This window comes from Clostridium sp. Marseille-Q7071, from assembly GCF_965112025.1.
In genome coordinates, this window is record NZ_CBCOPR010000001.1 from 1,251,922 (window position 1) to 1,270,944 (window position 19,023).

16 protein-coding genes and 1 riboswitch are annotated in these 19,023 nt (G+C 27.9%); of the genes, 12 read left to right on the plus strand and 4 right to left on the minus strand.

Annotated elements, in window-relative coordinates; genetic code table 11:
- The first annotated feature begins 85 nt into the window (after positions 1-85).
- Positions 86-913, plus strand: coding sequence for an Mrp/NBP35 family ATP-binding protein (locus ACWPW7_RS05940; RefSeq protein WP_454052747.1), 828 nt, complete (start codon positions 86-88; stop codon positions 911-913).
- 52 nt (positions 914-965) lie between these two features.
- Entirely contained in the window at positions 966-1,412 is a 447-nt protein-coding gene (locus ACWPW7_RS05945) for a DUF134 domain-containing protein (protein WP_454052748.1), read from the plus strand.
- Positions 1,413-1,604: 192 nt separating this feature from the next.
- On the opposite strand, the gene ACWPW7_RS05950 is transcribed toward ACWPW7_RS05945, so the two are convergent.
- Complete coding sequence (locus ACWPW7_RS05950) at positions 1,605-3,101, minus strand: DUF3298 domain-containing protein (RefSeq protein WP_454052749.1); 1,497 nt, start codon at positions 3,099-3,101, stop codon at positions 1,605-1,607.
- A 276-nt stretch (positions 3,102-3,377) separates the two neighbouring features.
- Between ACWPW7_RS05950 and ACWPW7_RS05955 the strand changes: the two genes are divergently transcribed.
- The 3 genes from ACWPW7_RS05955 (at position 3,378) to ACWPW7_RS05965 (ending at position 5,866) form a co-directional block, all read left to right on the plus strand.
- Positions 3,378-4,979 (plus strand): DUF4830 domain-containing protein, encoded by a 1,602-nt coding sequence (locus ACWPW7_RS05955; RefSeq protein ID WP_454052750.1) that lies wholly within the window; start codon positions 3,378-3,380, stop codon positions 4,977-4,979.
- Positions 4,980-5,080: 101 nt separating this feature from the next.
- Positions 5,081-5,218 (plus strand): hypothetical protein, encoded by a 138-nt coding sequence (locus ACWPW7_RS05960; RefSeq protein ID WP_454052751.1) that lies wholly within the window; start codon positions 5,081-5,083, stop codon positions 5,216-5,218.
- Positions 5,219-5,581: 363 nt separating this feature from the next.
- Positions 5,582-5,866, plus strand: a complete 285-nt coding sequence (locus tag ACWPW7_RS05965; protein ID WP_454052752.1) for a DUF4491 family protein — start codon at positions 5,582-5,584, stop codon at positions 5,864-5,866.
- 95 nt (positions 5,867-5,961) lie between these two features.
- Here ACWPW7_RS05965 and ACWPW7_RS05970 read toward each other — a convergent pair whose 3' ends face one another.
- The 3 genes from ACWPW7_RS05970 to ACWPW7_RS05980 are packed head-to-tail and all read right to left on the minus strand — an operon-like array spanning position 5,962 to position 8,826.
- Positions 5,962-6,753: an ABC transporter ATP-binding protein gene (locus tag ACWPW7_RS05970; protein ID WP_454052753.1), complete on the minus strand. Its 792-nt coding sequence runs from the start codon at positions 6,751-6,753 to the stop codon at positions 5,962-5,964.
- A gap of 1 nt (position 6,754) precedes the next feature.
- Positions 6,755-7,801, minus strand: a complete 1,047-nt coding sequence (locus ACWPW7_RS05975) for a FecCD family ABC transporter permease (protein WP_454052754.1) — start codon at positions 7,799-7,801, stop codon at positions 6,755-6,757.
- 17 nt (positions 7,802-7,818) lie between these two features.
- A complete protein-coding gene (locus ACWPW7_RS05980; RefSeq protein ID WP_454052755.1) occupies positions 7,819-8,826 on the minus strand; it encodes an ABC transporter substrate-binding protein in 1,008 nt (335 codons plus the stop codon).
- A 277-nt stretch (positions 8,827-9,103) separates the two neighbouring features.
- Positions 9,104-9,287, minus strand: a riboswitch (cobalamin riboswitch).
- A 406-nt stretch (positions 9,288-9,693) separates the two neighbouring features.
- On the opposite strand from ACWPW7_RS05980, the gene ACWPW7_RS05985 reads away from it, so the two are divergent.
- From ACWPW7_RS05985 to ACWPW7_RS06015, 7 genes are all read left to right on the plus strand, one after another.
- Positions 9,694-10,251 carry a histidine phosphatase family protein gene (locus tag ACWPW7_RS05985; RefSeq protein WP_454052756.1) on the plus strand — a complete coding sequence of 186 codons (558 nt, stop codon included), beginning with the start codon at positions 9,694-9,696 and terminating at the stop codon, positions 10,249-10,251.
- Between the two features lie 631 nt (positions 10,252-10,882).
- On the plus strand, positions 10,883-12,628 hold the full coding sequence (locus ACWPW7_RS05990; protein WP_454052757.1) for an ABC transporter ATP-binding protein: 1,746 nt from the start codon (positions 10,883-10,885) through the stop codon (positions 12,626-12,628).
- A gap of 1 nt (position 12,629) precedes the next feature.
- Positions 12,630-14,417, plus strand: coding sequence for an ABC transporter ATP-binding protein (locus ACWPW7_RS05995; RefSeq protein WP_454052758.1), 1,788 nt, complete (start codon positions 12,630-12,632; stop codon positions 14,415-14,417).
- A gap of 267 nt (positions 14,418-14,684) precedes the next feature.
- A complete protein-coding gene (locus tag ACWPW7_RS06000) occupies positions 14,685-15,116 on the plus strand; it encodes a GNAT family N-acetyltransferase (protein WP_454052759.1) in 432 nt (143 codons plus the stop codon).
- Positions 15,117-15,328: 212 nt separating this feature from the next.
- Complete coding sequence (locus ACWPW7_RS06005) at positions 15,329-16,366, plus strand: serine hydrolase domain-containing protein (protein ID WP_454052760.1); 1,038 nt, start codon at positions 15,329-15,331, stop codon at positions 16,364-16,366.
- Between the two features lie 424 nt (positions 16,367-16,790).
- Entirely contained in the window at positions 16,791-17,345 is a 555-nt protein-coding gene (locus ACWPW7_RS06010) for a GNAT family N-acetyltransferase (protein WP_454052761.1), read from the plus strand.
- A gap of 206 nt (positions 17,346-17,551) precedes the next feature.
- Positions 17,552-18,760 carry a GNAT family N-acetyltransferase gene (locus ACWPW7_RS06015; RefSeq protein ID WP_454052762.1) on the plus strand — a complete coding sequence of 403 codons (1,209 nt, stop codon included), beginning with the start codon at positions 17,552-17,554 and terminating at the stop codon, positions 18,758-18,760.
- Positions 18,761-19,023 lie beyond the last annotated feature (263 nt).

Consider the following 19,023-nt stretch of genomic DNA (forward strand, 5'->3'; position numbering starts at 1 on the left):
TTAAAAGTGAATAAATTTTTGACAACAAGAATAAATATAGCTACAATATTATTAGCATATGCTAATAACTAATGAGGTGATTTAAATGTCAAAATGTGATAGTTGTTCTAGTAAATCTAGTTGTACTTCTCAATCAACTTGCACTATTGAAAATAATCCACATAATAAGATTAAAAATATAATTGCAGTTATGAGCGGAAAAGGTGGAGTTGGGAAATCTACTATGTCTACCATGATTGCTAAAGCTTTAAATAAAAAAGGTTATAAGGTAGGAATACTAGATGCAGATATAACAGGTCCAAGTATTCCAAGACTTTTAAAAATAAAACATGAAAAGCTTTTTGGGAATGAAGCTGGAATAATACCAGCAAAATCTGAAGAAGGAATATCAGTTATGTCTGTTAACCTTCTAATGGATAATGAAGAGCAACCAGCTATATTAAGAGGTCCAGTTATATCTGCTACTGTTAAACAGTTTTGGACAGATGTTTATTGGGGTGAGTTAGATTTTCTTATAATAGATATGCCACCAGGAACAGGAGACGTGCCACTAACTGTTATGCAATCAGTTCCTATTAGTGGAGTTGTTATAGTATCTACACCACAGGATATGGTATCTATGATTGTTGCTAAATCTTTAAATATGGCTAGAAGTTTAAATATTCCTGTTATAGGCGTTATTGAAAATATGAGCTATCTACTATGTCCAGACTGCGATACAAAGATTAGAATTTTTGAAAATGAGAATCTTAATGACTATATTAGCAGAATGAACACAACATTACTTGGAGAGCTTCCTATGTGCAAAGAGATAGCACAGCTATCAAGTGAAAAGGCAGAAAAATATAATGAAAATATTGAAGAAACTATGATTTTAATATCTAATAAAATTATAGATTATATAAAAAAATAAGGTTTAATTAAAATTTGGCCTTATCTAAAAAAATTAATTAAGGAGAATTTTAATGGCAAGACCAATAAAATTGAGAAAAGTTCAATTTATGCCTAAAAATACTTATTTTATACCTTGCTCTAAAAAAGATTATAAGATTAAGGATAGAGTGGAGGAAGTTAAGCTAAAATTTGAAGAAGTTGAAGCGATGAGGTTAAAAGATGTAGAAGGACTTTGTCAAGAAGAATCTGCGAAAAAGATGGAAGTATCAAGACAAACTTTTCAAAATATAATTGATGAGGCTAGAAAAAAGGTTGCATTAGCACTTATTAATGGATATGCACTTTCCATAGAAGGCGGACACTATACAAAGTGTATATGTAAATTTAAATGTGTTTCTTGTCATAGTGAATATGAACTAGCCTTTGAAAAAGTAAAAGAGAGTTGTATAATTTGCAGTTCAGAGAAAATAATATGTAGAAAGAGAAATCTATGTGATATAAAATGTAGTAAGTTATAAGTATATAAGATAATTTTATAATTTTAAAAAGCAAAAATTTTACTTGTTATTTATTTATAAATAAAAATTTTGTTGAAATTTCACAAATAAGAAAGTAAAAAATCATTTCTTGGGAAATAACTTATACCTATATTAATATAAATATTTTTTATTGTGTATTGAAAAAGCCGTGACATAAGTCACGACTTTCTTTTATGTGGTCATTGTGGTCATTCTACTTATAGGATTTGTTTGAGAGAATAGATCTCTAATTTCAGCATAAGGTATTGCAATCTCAAACAGTCCATAAGAAGCAGGTGTAAATTCGCCAGGTTGATAATATAACACTAGTGCATCTGGTGTTAGATAGAATTGTTGATTGTTAATAATTCCCTGAAACTCCTCGGTGAATGGAATATTTTCTGCTCTAGCTCTTTGAACAGCAAGCTGACTGAGCCTTTCTCTAAAGTTTGAGCTAGGATTAAATAGATCTTCAAAATCGTATTCTTCTCCAGTGTTAGAATCTATAATTAAGGAACTATAAATTGTATTTTCATTTTCTCCCATAGTATTAGTATACAAATAGAAGAGAATGCTTATCAATCCATTTCTCTGAAGAGAAAGGATATAAGAACTAACAATTTCATTAAAATTAGTTTGCTCAGGAAGAAAAACAGCGCTATTAAACATAGAATTAACTTTCTCAATAATTGATCCATTTATGTTGGATTGAACATCTTCATTTTGCAATCCTTCAATAATTGGGTAATCTACTGTAAAGCTTCTAGGTGCTATACTCACATTTTTAATATTAGATGAAAGATCCATTACTTCTCTAAGAAAACTTCTTCCAAAACATTCGAACATCGCAATTCTTCTTAAGTCCATTCCAAAATAAACCCATCTTCGTCCATTCCATCTAAAGCCTGCTATACTTCTTCTATCTACGCTGATTAACCATGCCCAGAAAGGTCTACCAATTGTAGGCCATATAAATACAAATTGAAACCTACATGGACGTATAGAACCTGGAGACACAGCGAAAGGTTGTGCACCAGGGGCTCTTTGTGGTGTGAAATTTGGAGGCGGACTAGAAGGTGCACCAAATTGTCTTCCAGGACTAGGTGGGCCCATTGGTGGTCTGCCAGTTGGTTGAGCTATTGGCGGTCTACCAGTTGGAGCCATTGGTGGTCTACCAGTTGGTTGAGTCATTGGCGGTCTACCAGTTGGAGCCATTGGTGGTCTACCAGTTGGTTGAGTCATTGGCGGTCTACCAGGTGATGGAGCCATTGGCGGTCTACCAGTTGGAGGCATCGGTGGTCTACCAGGTGATGGAGCCATCTGTTGTGTACCAGGAGTTGGAATCATCTGTTGTGTACCAGGAGTTGGAACCATCTGTTGTGTACCAGGAGTTGGAGCCATCTGTTGTGTACCAGGAGTTGGAACCATCTGTTGTGTACCAGGAGTTGGAGCCATCTGTTGTGTACCAGGAGCTGGAACCATCGGCGGTCTACCAGTTGGCTGAGTCATTGGTGGTCTACCAGTCGGTTGACCCATTGGTGGTCTACCAGTTGGTTGAGCCGTTGGTGGTCTACCAGTTGATGGAGGCATCATTTGACGCTCTCTATCGTAATTAAAAGGTATAAAATCATAATCTAAATCTTCGTTGAATGACCTAAAATCATTGTCATATGGATGACGAATAAACATACTATAATAACGCTCCTTATTAGTATTACCATAATATAATATGTAGTGAGTTTGAAAAAGTTACCAAATTAATTAATTACTACTAATAACAATTAATATAAGAAATTTTATATATTATGCTGAACTATGTAAATATAATGTTAGAAATGAGAGATAAAGGTTTTTATTATAAAATATAGAATAATTTATATAGTATAACTTTATTATAATTTAGTTAAGGGTTTTCAAAAACTGTTAAGTAATTTAAGATTTATAATAAATCTATTAGGAGGAGCTATGGAGAGTTATAAAAAAAAGGAGAAGCTAAACAGAATACTATTTATGGTATATTTTATTATGGGCTTTGTTGGAATAGGAAATAAGTATGTCTCTCAAAATAATGTATCTAAATTTTTAGTTTCTATTAAAATGCTTTTTATTATTTTTTTGCTAATAATTTATCCAATAGTACTATATAAAATATATAAGAATGATATAACAACTTATAACATTATTCCTCTTATAATAATTGAAGCCATATTTGGTATTATTTTATGTTTTTCTTTTTATATGGTATTTATTTCACCTTTTTTAGAAGTAGGAGTTTATCTTGATATATTCTACATATTGTGGACTATATCATCAGTTTTATTAATTTATTTAGAAGGAAAAATTGCTAATGAACCTATAAAGAAAAGTTCTATAATTTTTATTTTTATTCTATTTTTTATTTTAGGATATTTTATTTATTCTAAATATGCGCAACTTTTAAGATATGAAAAGCAAGATATAAAAGTAGCTGAATTTAAACTTCCTAGACATATGGTTATAATTAATCAAAAAACTCATGATAGAACCTTAATAATTGATAAAAAAATTATTGAAGATTTATTCACTGAGATAAATTCTTCTAATATTCAGTATATAGGGGACTATAAAGGAATAAGTGATCTAAAGATATTTGAGGAAAAAACCATAATAAATAGAGTGTGGATGGATTATGGTGATGATGAAGAACGTAAAAGTTTAGAAGAAGGGTATATAGATTCTATTAGATTTTATGATGATAAATTTTCGACTATAGTTGTTACATCTTCAAATAAAAATATTGATTATCAATATAAAGTTAATTTAAGTAAGGAAATTATAAATAAAATTTTAAATGCACCTAATGAAGTTTTACCTTTTGAGAATTATTATGAACTCGAAAAAAAAGCAAAAAAATATATAGGGAAATTGGGATATAAGATTATAGACGATAGTGAACAGGTTTATTATTTAAAACTTCCAAAGGATTATAATTATATTTATAACAATTATAATATAGGAAGCTTTTTAAAGGATAAAAATGAATTATCTAAGAAAAATGGATATGACTTTTCTAAATATATGGGTGAAGATGTAAAGTTATTTACTTATAAAGTAAACAATAGTGAAAAAGACATTAAGAATATTTACTTTTTCTTATATGAGGATGATATTATTGGAGCATGGCAAGAAGATAGAGAAGATATTGATGATTTGTCAATTTTAAAAGCTCATACTAAAGAAATAAGAGAATATTATACATTTGAAGATCTAAATATAGGGAATATAGAAGATTTAAATATTATAAGAATTTCAAAAAATAATAAAAAATATAAGACTATTGATGACAAAAATGAAGTTAATAAGTTTTTAAAAGAGCTTAATAAGTATTCTTTAAAGTTAAATGAAGATATGGATAAAGATACTTTGGCTGTTTATTATCATATAAAATTAATGAATAGTACAAGAAGCAATTTAATTGATATAAAAAGATGTGAACAGAATACATTAATAATTAATAATGTACCTTATTCTATAATTGATGGAAATATAAATTTTGAAGATTTTTATCATAAAGGAAAAGATAATTAAAAAATAAAATTTCATAAATGCTATTAATTTCTTGAGTTTAAATTATAGATTTGGGCAAAATAATCCTATAGTTAATTTATATTTTAGAGGAGGATTATTCTATGAAAAATGTGCCTGAAGCAAAACGTGTAGCATTAACCCCATCTACAAAAAAGGAATTAAATAAATTTAACCAAGAGTTTTCAGAAGATATTTCTCAAGATTCTGAAAAAAATAATAAAGCAAGAAAAAATAAATAGTTATTAGTAATGACATATTGCACCTCTGTGGAATTTATATTCTCAGGGGTGCAATATGTTGTAGAAATAATTTGATAATAGTTACTTATTGCATTCTATTTTATATTAGATACCTATATAATACTTAAAATGTATATAGACTATTCATCAATAATCGTTATATATTGCTTTTTTTATTTTAGTTATAAAATTTATATTTAAAGCATAATTAAATCTCATATATATTAATATAATAGATATGACCTGCTATAATATAATCAATTAACAATTTATTAAATTACTTTCAAACTTTTCTTAAATTGGTTAGAATAAAACAAATTTAGTTTTAATTTGGAAAGCAAAGTAAATTAGAGGGGGGATATTTTGAACTTTCAAGGAATTATAATAGGAATATTTTCATTTTTAATTATAGGTATTTTTCATCCTATAGTAATTAAAGGGGAATACTATTTTAGCAAGAAAATATGGCCAATGTTTTTATTATTAGGTATTATATTTATAATTGTATCCTTAAATATTAAAGGTCAATTGTTATCAGCTTTACTAGGAGTTACAGGTTTTTCTTGTCTTTGGAGCATACATGAGCTAATAGAACAAGAACAACGGGTAAAAAAAGGATGGTTTCCTAAAAATCCTAAACGTAAATAATTTTTATATAATAATATATAGTTAAAAAATAACTAGCGTAATGGCTAGTTATTTTTCAAATACCTAAGATAATATATAAATAAAAAATAATTGTATTAAATTACTGTAGCACTTCTTAAGTCATTATTAAAGGAGTTTGGAATATATATTATGTTTAATTTATTTGTTAATTTATTTCTCTCAATTTGACAATTAAGTCCGAAAAGCTCATATACAATATTCTCATTTAAAACATCTTCTGGCTTTCCAAAATCTAGTATTGTTCCATTTTTCATTATAATTATTTTATCGCAATAATAGCAAGCAATATTTAAATCGTGAATTGCTGAAAATACTGTTAAATTTTGAGATTTTATTATGTCCATTATTTGTAGTTGATATCCAATATCAAGGTGGTTAGTTGGTTCATCAAGAATCATAAAATCACTTTCTTGAGCTAATGCTCTTGCAATTAAAACTCTCTGTTTTTCTCCACCAGATAAATTTAAAAAATTTCTATCTTTAAAATCTAACATTCCAACTTTTTCTAAACAATTTTCAGCGAGTTCTATGTCATTAGAATTGTTATTTTCAAATAAACTTTTATGTGCAAAACGACCTATTAACACCATATCTATAACTTTAAAGTCAAATTCAGGTCTATTTTCTTGAGCTACTACTGACATATTCTTAGCAATTTCTTTATTAGATAATTTTTTTAAGTTTATATTGTTTAAGAAAACCTCACCTTTATCTGGTGTACAAACTCTATATATATTTTTAAGTAAAGTTGATTTGCCACTACCATTTGGTCCTATAATTCCAACAAAATCACCTTTATTTATTTCTAGATTTATATTTTCTAATATATGCTTATATTGTAAATCTTTTACGCTTAATTTGACCATGTTAACCTCCAAAAGAATATTTACTCTTTTTTAATAGAAGTAAGAAGAATGGTGCGCCAATGAAAGCCGTAACAACACCTATAGGAAGTTCTTCAGGAGAACCAATTATTCTTGCAAGTATATCAGACCATATTAAGAATAAAGACCCTAAAAGAATAGTTAATGGAATAAGCTTTTTATGCACAGAACCAGCAATAGTCCTTGAAATATGAGGAATTACAAGACCAACAAAGCCTATTATCCCACTTAGAGATACCATAATTCCAGTTAATAGTGTACTTGTAGCTATTATTATTTTTTTCAAAAGTTTAATGTTAACACCTAAAGTTATAGCTGCATCTTCACCAAGTAAAATTGCATCCAATGTTTTATGAATTATTAAAGCTATTATGGAGGAAACTACTAAAACTAAAAAAGCTAAAAGTAAGTCATTCCATTTAGCACCAGCAAGTGAGCCAGTCATCCAAAACATTACAGAGTAAAGCTTTCTAACATCTTTGGCTTTAAACATAACAAAGTTTGTTATAGCTGAGAATACAGATGCTACTGCTACTCCTGTTAAGACCAATCCAGAAGAAGAAAAATTTCCCTGACTACTTGAAATAATAAAGACAATTATTGAAGAAAGTAATGCTCCAATAAAAGCACCTAAATGTACAGATAAGATAGGGAATGATAGTGTACTACCTAGTAAAATAGTTAGTACAGCCCCGGTTGAAGCACCGGAAGATATTCCAAGTATATAAGGGTCAGCTAGAACATTCTTTGTTAATGCTTGCATTAATACACCAGATAAAGATAGACCAGCACCAACAATCGCGGCAAGAAGTACTCTCGGAAGTCTTAATTGCCACACTATATTTTCTACAGAGTTAGACCAAGTTTTTGGAAAAAATTCTTTGTTTGATATATTATTAATTATTATTTTACATAATTCAGTACCACTTATATTTATAGATCCTACATTAACAGCAATTATTATAGAAACTATTAAAAATAGAATTAAGGATATGTATATAAAGGGAAAGGTAAGTTTATTTTTTTTCATGTCAATAACTCTCCATGTCAATTCTTAAAAGCTTCTGGATGGAATTTTTCAGCCATAGTTTTTATTGCATTAGAGTTTCTTACACCTGCAACAACATCTGAAAGTCCTAAAACAAAAATATTATTATTTTTTATTGCATCTACATCTTTTAGAGCTGCATTATTTTTTAAAAAGTTTATTTTTTCTTCTACGTTATCAGCAGCATTGTATTGCATAACAATTATGTATTCAGGATTTCTATTTACAACTTCTTCCCAAGTTACATTAGCCCATGGTTTTTCACCATCTTTAAATATATTCACACCACCAGCAAGCCTAATTAAATCTGTTGGTAAACCATTACAAGATGTAAATGGTGAATCTTCTCCAGAGTCATAAATAAAAGCTCTAACTGGTTCTTTGTCTTTAGGAACAGCAGATGAAATATCTTCAATTTCTTTTTTCATTTTTGATATAACATTACTTGCATTTTCTTTTACATTAAATATATTTCCTAGATTAGTAAAATCTTCATAAACAGTTTCCATCGTTGCATTAGGACTTTCACATTTTGGAACATAAATTTTTATTTCATTTTCTTTGCAGAACTCAGCATTAAAGTTGTTTTCTGTAAAGGTAGACATCCATCCAGTTATAAAATCTGGTTCTACGCCAAGTAAAGTTTCTTTTGAAGGCATTAAGTCAGCTAACTCATTTAATTTAGCATGGGCGTCTTTATATTCCGGCAATATCTCATTGTCTTGAAAGGAATATCCAGCTATGGAGTTTTCTAAACCTAAAGCAAGAAGCATCTCTGTTGTAAAACCACTTAAACTTGCAGCTTTCTTAGGAGCTTCAGAGAAAACTTCATCTGCCTTTCCAAAAGGTAAGTCATTATTAATTGTAACTTGAGCATAAGCTTTAGTATCAGAGGTTGATTCTACAGAATTTGAAGCATTATTTTCATTTGCATTACCACATCCTCCTAACATAGTTGCAGTTAAAGAAACCGCTAAAATCAATGAATAAATTTTTTGTTTTTTCATCTTAAAATTCCCCCATTATTTTTTAGAATTGTAATGTGTTATTTATATATTTAAATAAAATATTTTATTTATTAACTTTAAAAAAATAGCAATAGAAAGCTATTAAAATTAAGTTTTTTATTAATTTTTAAAATAAAAAAAGTATCTTAAGAATTAAGATACTAAAAGATGTAATGCTAAAATAATAAATCTATTTCTAATATTTAAACTATAAATAAAATAAGACAATACCATATAGTTAAATTAGCAACCTTAAAATACCTTATCCTAGTAAGTGATTTTAAAACCTATATTGGCAGGTCTCCTGACTTAGATTCATCATAAGTTTTTACCTTCCCACAAAAAAAATGCAGTGGCATAACAAAAATTTACTCTTCAATACAGTGGCTGGACCGTAAGGGATTTTCACCCTTTTCCCTTTTAAGAAATACCTATATTTCACCAAAATAGTTAATATATTTAATTTTAAATAAAGATTTACAATTACTTCATCAGGATTATAACACAAAATTTTACAAAAAGTATATTTCAGAAAATTTAAATTATTGCAAAATGCATTTGTTTCTTTATATAATTTATTTACTATAAGCAATAGATATAATAAGCAATAGATATAAATTATATATAGTATTAAGAGAGTAATAGTATTATAACAGTATAAAGAAAAATTGTAAATATTTTGATATAATTGGCATGAAAGATTCTGGCAAAAATTTAATTATAACTAATAGTGTTGAAGAGTAAAAATCTATAATTATAAGAAAAATTGATTTAAGGAAATATAAAAATAAGAAAGGAGAAGCCACTAAATAAAATTGTATACAAAAAGAAAAGTGTTCATAGAAATATATTTTTAGTGGCAAAATAATGATGATAACAAATATTTATTTAGTTAGACATGCTCATTCTAATTACAACGCTGATGAGCTAAATAGATCCTTATCTAATAAAGGAATTATAGACAGAAATAAAATTACGGAAATACTTGCAAAAGAAAATATAGATTTAGTAATTTCTAGTCCTTATAAAAGAGCAATAGAAACTGTAGAAGTTGTAGCAAATTTAATAAATAAAAGTATAATTATAGAGGAAGGCTTTAAAGAAAGAAAATTATGTGAATATCCTGTGGATAATTTCGAGGAAGCTATAACAAAATTGTGGACAAATCCAAGCTTTTATTTTGAAGGTGGAGAAAGTAATATAGAAGCACAAGCAAGGGGCGTTAATTCCTTAAATAATATATTAGATAATTATAGTGGAAAAAATATAGCTATTGGAACTCATGGTAATATTATGGTGCTTATTATGAATTATTATTGCAAAAAGTATGATTTTGATTTTTGGAAGGAACTTAAGATGCCTGATGCTTATAAGTTAATTTTCGAGAATAAAAAGCTCTTAGCTATAGAAGCAGTTAGTAAATAAAGGTATAAATAAGTTATTTACTACAAATATTTAATAGAAGTTTATAATAAAATTATTAAAATTATGATTATTTAATGAAATTTAAAAATAATATGAATTTTTTATTAATATGTTAATAAAAAGTTAAAATGTATAAATAAAATAATATATTGACATAAATATCTAGATATAGCTATACTTAGTACATGGGTGTAAAACCTAAATATGATTAATTTATAAAAGGAGGTAGTAAGATGTTAAACAGATTAATAAGTATAGGATCCAAATTTAATATTGTATTAACTAATACCCTACCTCATGATATAGGTTTATCATAGCCTTTTTGTGTAAATTTTAGTCCTAGGGTATTCCTAGGACTTTTTTATGCATTAATAGCTGTATTTTCCTGTTTATCAATGGGAAAATACGGCTTTTTTTCATCTCTGGGGATTCTATATTAAGTAAAAATTGGATAATCATTCTAGGTAGATTGTTCAAAAAACATTTGTAACAATGTGCAATTTTAAACTTGTGTTTAGAACTAAAAAAATAAATATAAATTTTAAAATTTTCTATAGCAGTTTAGAAGGTGTTGAAAATTGTACGTTGTTTATTTTAAAAAGTGACTTGTAGCTGGAGGGGGCGATTTACGTTGAAGAAAATTTTAAGCTACACAAAAAATTATAAACTAATAACACTAATTGGAGCATTAGCTATGATTATTATAATTGGTGTTGACTTAGTAACTCCTTATATTACAAAACTATTTATTGATGATGTAATTGTAAAGGGAAATTATGAAATACTAGGAATGTTGCTCAAAGGTATTGCAGTAATAGCATTTACAAAATTTATATTTGGATATGTAAAGGAATTTATGTTTGATTATCTTGGAAGAAAAGTTGCAGGAGATCTAAAACAAAATCTTTTTGATCATATTCAAAGCTTATCTTTTTCATATTTTGATAATATGAATACTGGTGAACTTATGTCTAGAGTTGGTGAAGATGTAGACAATATTTGGGGAGTTATGGGTTTTGGAATGAGATTATTTATAGAAAATATTGTTTACTTTGTTTTATCTACAGTTATCTTACTAAGAATGAATGTACTTTTAACAGTAATTGCACTAATTACTATGCCAGTTATAGCTTTTATAACTGTAAAGCTTGAAAAGCAATTAGACTCAGTTTTTGAAAAAATAAGTGATCATACAGCAGTATTAAATACTACTGCTCAAGAAAATATTGCAGGGGTTAAACTGGTAAAAGCCTTTGCAAGAGAAAAGCATGAAATATTAAAATTTCTTAAGTTTAACAATAAAAATTATGATCTTGCTGTTGAGCGGTCAAAAATTTGGGGAAAGTTTTATCCTATAGAAGAATTTTTAGGAAATTTATCTGTACTTTTAGTTAATGGTGTAGGTGGAATATTAGTTATTAGAGGCAATTTAACTGTAGGAGAACTTGTAGCTTTTAATGGCTATTTATGGCTTTTGATTTGGCCAATGAGAATGCTTGGTTGGCTTACAAGTATGTTATCTCAAAGTAAGGCTTCTCAAAAGAAGATAGATGCCATACTTTCTATAAATCCAGAAATAAAAAATTCAGAAAACTGTGCAGTACTTGAAGAAATTAAAGGAGATATTTCTTTTGAGAATGTTACTTTTAAGTATAAAGAAAAACCAGTTCTTAAAAATATTAATTTAGATATTAAGGCTGGAAGTACAGTTGCAATTATGGGATCTACTGGCTCAGGGAAGTCATCATTAATAAGTCTTTTATTAAGAAATTATGATGTTATGGAAGGTGCAGTTAAGGTTGATGGTCATGATGTTAAGAATATTGATTTATACTCTTTAAGAAAAAGCATATCTATTGTGCCACAGGATTCTTTCTTATTCTCAGATACAATAGAAAATAATATTAAATATGGAAAAGAAAATGCTACAAGAGAGGAAATAGAAAAGGTACTAGGACTTGCTTGTGCAAAAGAATTTGTAGATGAGTTAGAAGAAGGAACTGAAACTTTAATAGGGGAAAGAGGACTTGGATTATCTGGAGGACAAAAACAAAGATTATGTATTGCTAGATCTCTTATTAGAGACTGTTCAATATTAATTCTTGATGATTCTACTTCAGCTCTAGATATGGAAACAGAATATGATCTTCTAAAAAACCTTTATCATAGTGAAAAAAAAATTACCACCTTTATTATAGCTCATAGAATTTCAGCGGTAAAAAATGCAGATTTAATTATATATATGGATGAAGGTGAAATTGTAGAGTATGGAACTCATGAGAGTTTACTTAAAAAAGGTGGCAAATACTATGAAATTTATAAAACACAATTTAAAGACTTTATAAACTCAGAGAAGATAAAAGAGGAGGTGAGTTAATATGGCTAAGAACTCAATAAATCAAGATGAGAAGATAACTAGTAGATCAAATAAGGAAATATTTTCTAGGTTAATAAAATATTTAAAGCCTTTTAGAGTTAAAGTATTTTTTATAATTTTCTTAATGATAATAATTATGATTAGCGGGTTATTAACTCCATATCTACTAAAAATATCTATTGATAAATTTATAGTGGCAAAAAATGCTAAGGGTCTTATAATTACAACTTTATTAGTTATAACAATTAACTTTATTGGTATGCTTTCATCTAGAGTTTCAACTATAGAAATGTCGAAGATAACCAATAATATATTATTGAATATAAGGCAAGAATTATATACTCATATTCAAAAATTATCTTTTGCGTTCTTTGATGAAAGACCAGTTGGAAAGATTCTTGCAAGGGTTATTGGAGATGTTAACTCTTTATCAGAACTTTTTTCTAGTGGAGTAACTACAGTAATACCACAACTTTTAACAGTTGTATGCGTTGCTACACTTATGTTTATCATGAATGTAAAGCTTGCACTATTAGCTATTATTGTATTACCAATATTATGTTTTACTATGTTTTCTATAGAAACTATATCTAGAAAAAAGTGGCAAGCTTATAGACAAAAGCGTTCTAATATGAATGGATATACTCATGAAGCTTTCTCGGGAGTAAGGATTATTCAAGATTTCACTTATGAAAAAACTAGTTCAGATAAATTTAAATTTTCATTAAAAGAAATGTTAGATGGTTTTATGAAAGCAATTGTATTTAATGATTTTTTTTGGCCAATAGTTGAATTATCTTGGGGTATTAGTACACTTATTATATTTTGGTATGGAACCAAATTTTTCCAAAGTAGAGAAATTAGCGTAGGTACAATTGTTGCTTTTATAGCTTATTCTGATATGTTTTGGAGACCAATTATAAACTTAGCTTCTTATTACAATACATTAATAACAAATTTTGCAGCGGCAGAGAGAATTTTTGACATAATGGATGTTGAACCCGATATTATAGATTTGGAAAGTGCTGAAATTATGCCTAAAATTAAAGGAAATGTAGAGTTTAAAAATGTAACCTTTGGTTATGAAGAAGGAACTCCTGTCCTTAAAGATGTAAGTTTTAAAATAAGGCAAGGAGAAAATATAGCTTTAGTTGGTCCTACAGGAGCCGGAAAAACAACTATAACTAGTCTTGTGAGTAGATTTTATGATTGTGATCTTGGAGAAGTATTAATCGATGGTAAAAATGTTAAAGATGTTAACCTTTATTCTTTAAGAAGCCAAATGGGAATAATGCTACAAGATACTTTCTTATTTTCTGATACCATAAAGGAAAATATACGTTATGGAAAGTTAGATGCAACTGATGAGGAGATTATAACAGCTGCAAAAGCAGTAAATGCTCACGAGTTTATTATGAAGCTTGAAAAGGGATATGATACAGAGGTAAATGAAAGAGGATCAAGACTTTCAGTTGGTCAACGTCAGCTTATTTCCTTTGCTAGAGCTCTTCTTGCTAATCCAAGAATTTTAATTCTTGATGAAGCTACATCTAATATAGATACTGCTACAGAAATATTAGTACAAAAGGGGATTAATAAACTTCTAAAAGGAAGAACATCTTTTGTAATAGCTCATAGATTATCAACTATTAGAGATTGTAATAAAATCATGGTAATAGATGACGGAAAAATAATTGAAGCAGGAACCCATGATGAGCTTATGGCTAAAAAAGGCTTCTATTACGGCTTGTATATGGCACAGTATAGATTCCTTAATGAAGGAGCTTAAGAATAGAGAATTTAAATTAGCAAAAAGAATATAGATGTTAATATATTATTTTCACCTTAGAGGAATGCTATGGAGCCATTTAGGGGTTCCTCTAAGGTGTAGTTATAATAAGCAATTAAGGTAAAACTTAAATATTAAATTAATTATATGGGGTATAGATATAAGATAAAAGGATTAATAGAGAATTCTATAAGAGTGAGAAAGAATTCATGATTAAATAAATTGGGGGCTTTAAAATAGACAAATAGCAGAGAGGAATTTCTAACTATGAATATTAGAAAATATAATGAGAATGAAATAAATTATATAGTTGAACTTTGGTGTGAGGTTTCTAAGAAATCTCATGATTTTATTAATGCGGAATATTGGGAAGAGAAAAAAGAAGATATGGCGAAAAAATATATTCCTATGTCTGAGACTTATATTATAGAAGATGATGGTAAAATTTTAGGATTTGTGTCTATGGTAGACAACTATTTAGCAGCATTGTTTATTGATAGCAATTATCATAATAAGGGGTATGGTAATAAGTTATTGAATTTTGTAAAAGAAAATAAAGATGAAATTCAATTAAAGGTTTATGCAAAAAATAAAAAAGCCTATGAGTTCTATTTAAGAAATGGTTTTATTTTAAAAGATGAATTGATTGATAATGACACGGGAGAAAAAGATTATTTAATGATATGGAAATCTAATTAAGAGTTATGGTAAAAGCCTAAGACCCTTAATTATTAGGGCCGGTTCATCAACTTTTATAAATTAGAAATTTTAAGCAAATTATTAGGGACAGTTCATTAATTTTTATAAATTAAAAACTCTAAATATATTTTAGATAAGCTATATTTTAAAAATTATATAATTTTTTGAACTGTCCCTTATTGATTATCATAAGTAGAAAGGCAATATAAAATATGAATAGTGTGTTTGATAAAATAGAAAGCATTATTAGTGATATAAACAATAAGAAAGAATTTTCTGGAGTTGTTTTAGTAAAAGAGAAGGATAATATCATATTTGAAAAGTCCTATGGCTTAGCAAATAGAAATGAAGAAATTAAAAATAAAGTAGATACAAAATTTGGAGTTGCATCAGGAGCTAAAGGATTTACTGCAGTTGCCATATGCCAGTTAGTACAACGGGGATTAATATCATTTGATACCTTATTAAAAGATTGCTTAGATATTGATTTTCCTAAGTTTGATTCTAATATAACCATTCATCATTTATTAACTCATTCTTCTGGAATACCTGATTATTTTGATGAAGAAGTCATGAGTGACTACAGTGAACTATGGAATTCCATGCCAATGTATAACATATGTGAAGTAAAAGATTTTCTTCCTATGTTTAAAAATAGAGCAATGGAATTTAAACCTGGATACAAATTTAAATATAATAATGCAGGATTTATTGTATTAGGATTAATAATAGAAAAATTAACAGGTTTAAAATTTGCAGAATATATTGAAAATAATATATTTAAAATATGCGAAATGAATGATTCAGGATACTTTTTTATGGACAACCTTCCTAAGAATACAGCCTATGGATATATTGAAAATCATGAGAATAATTCTTGGAAGACTAATATTTATTCCATTCCAATTGTAGGGGGACCGGATGGCGGGGTTTTTACTACAGCATCAGATATGACAAAATTCTGGAGTGAATTATTTAATAATAGATTATTAAATAAAGAATTAACTGAAAAGATCTTATCAACTCAAATAGTTGTTGAAAAAGACCTATATTATGGATATGGAATCTGGATTGTACAAAATAAAGATGGCATATTTAAATACACTCTAATGGGTGCTGATCCAGGAGTAAGCTTTAGATCATCAGTATATCCAAAGCATAATATCAATTTAACTGTTATGGCTAATAAGGAATATGGGGGAAGTATCATAACAAGGGAATTTGAAAGTAAAGTATTGAAGGATTACTAAAGACTTTATTTTATATTAAGGGACGATTCATTACTTTTTATAAGTTGTAAAGTTTATATATTGAGGACAAGAGATCTAAAAAATATATAATTTTAATGAACCATCCCTTAAATTTAGGAGACTGCGAAAAATATATATTAAGGGACGGTTCATTGCTTTTTATAAATTGCAAAGTTTATATATTGAGGAGAAGGGATCTAAAAAATATATAATTTTAATGAACCGTCCCTTAAATTTAAAGGTGAGTATGCTAGATTGGGAGTAGCAGAGTTTAATAAAAGAGCTATCAAATCATATGAAAAAGCAGGATTTGAAATTTTTGCTACCCCATAATTGTGAAATATCATGATAAAAAATGAAGATTTTATGGATGAAAAAAGCACTCGAAAAATAAAATTAATAAAAGGTAAATGGAGTAATTTTTATGGAATATTTAAGAAAAATTGTTGGAGAGAATTGCTATTTATCACCTATAGATGCTCAAGGAGCTGATAAAGTTGCTAAATGGAGTAATGATATGGAAGTAGCTATTAGAACTGGTGATGCTTCTGACATGATAAGTTATGAAGTGCAAAAGGGATATCTTGAAAATATGAATAATAATGGTTATGCATTTTATATTGTTAGAAAAGATAATGATGAAGCTGTGGGAATTGGAAGATTGATGAGAGTAGATTTAATAAATAGAAGAGCTACGCTTGGAATGTTTATAGGAGAAAAAAGTTGCTGGAATATAGGAATAGGAACAGAAGCAACAAAATTGATATTAGATTTTGGCTTTAATATTATCAATTTAAATAATATAATGATTGAAACTTTTTCCTTTAATGAAAGAGCAATACAGGCATGTAAAAAGTGTGGATTTAAAGAGATAGGCAGACGCAGAAAAGCAATAATATATGGGAAAAAACAGTATGATGAAGTTTATATGGACATACTTTCTGAAGAATTTGAAGGAGACTTAATTAATAATATATAGAATTAAAGGACGATTTATTATTTTCTACCATATTAAAATTACATATAAATGACTCTTTGGCATTTTTCTAAATAGTAAAATAAAAAATAAATACTTTGATGAATCGTCCCAAATATTTAAATTATACTTTAATAATTAATAAAACAAGATGAATAATGAGCTAGAGTAATCCTGTTGGTGAATAAAATTATTAGGAGAATATAACTATGGAAATTAAAAAAATAAAAGCTAATAATCTTGATCAAGCTAGAGAGTTACATATCTATTGTACAAGCCGTCAATGGACTGATAAAGCAGCATCAAAAGATGAGTTATCATTTTATACGCCTGATGAAATTTTAGGAGTGTTTGAGGACGAAAAATTAGTATCTATGATAAGGAACTATACTTTCAATCAATCAGTTAGAGGCATAATTAAGAAAATGGGAGGGGTTTCCCACGTAGCTACTTTTCCTGAATACCGTTTACGCGGATATGTAAAAGATTTAACAAAAGCAGCATTTTTAGATATGAAAGGAAAGAAGCAATCTGTTAGTATGTTGCATCCTTTTAAAGAAAGTTTTTATAGCTCTTTTGGCTATGTTGGAACAAATGACAATTTATTAGTCAAAATTTCTCTAGATGGATTTTCTCATTATTTGGGAGATGTATCAAAAATAGAAGGTGAGTGGGAAGAAAAAAGGGTAAGGGCTACTGAGGTACAAGATGAATTTGAGGCATTTAAATTAGAACTTGATTTATTACAACATCATGGACTTGTTTTTCTTAATGATATGTCTAATGAATATTGGATAGAAGATCATGGTGGGGTAATTGTAGTCTTCATAAAGAGAAATAATAAAATTATGGCAGCAGCAAAATATATTAAAATAGGTTCTGGAGAAAATGGAATAATTTTTGTGCCAGAAATGTATTGGAAAAGCATAGAAGGTAGAGTAATGTTGTTCAGATATTTTGCAAAACATAAAGACCAATTTTCGCATATAGAGTTAAGAATTCCATATGGTGTTAATTTTTTTGGGTGGTTATGCGATACAATGAGACCTTCTGAAGTAAATATTAATAGGAACCCATGGATGGTAAGAATTATTGATGCAGTAGAAGCAATAAGTGGTATAAATGTAAATTTAGAAGAGGAAATTATTTTAGAATTACATGATGAATATTGCCAGTGGAATAATGATGTTTATGATTTGAAAGCTATTAATAACAAACTAAAAATGAGTGAATGCAGGAGTGAAATTAAACCACATGTAAGGATGGATATAAAAGGACTTACTTCACTTTTATATGGTGTATATTCTATAGAAGAGCTTGAATTTAAGGAGTGGCTTATTCTATCAGATTCAAAGAGTGGAAGGATATTAGATGAGTGGTTTCCGAAAAAACTTCTTTATAATCCATATTATTTCTAATGTATTAATTTAATATGTGCAAATATCTCAATCATATATTAACAAGTCAGTAATTAGAAATATTGAATTTACGATAAGTTATGATTTATAGCATAACCATAAAAAATTATTATTTAATTTACTAGGGGATATTCGAGAGAAGTATAAGTTATTTAAATGTTATGAAAAGTAAAGAGCGTTTCTACCCTTTACTTAGAAGTTAAGGGACGGTTCATTATATTTTATTGTATTTAAAATTGCATGTAAGCAGTTGTTTAGAATTT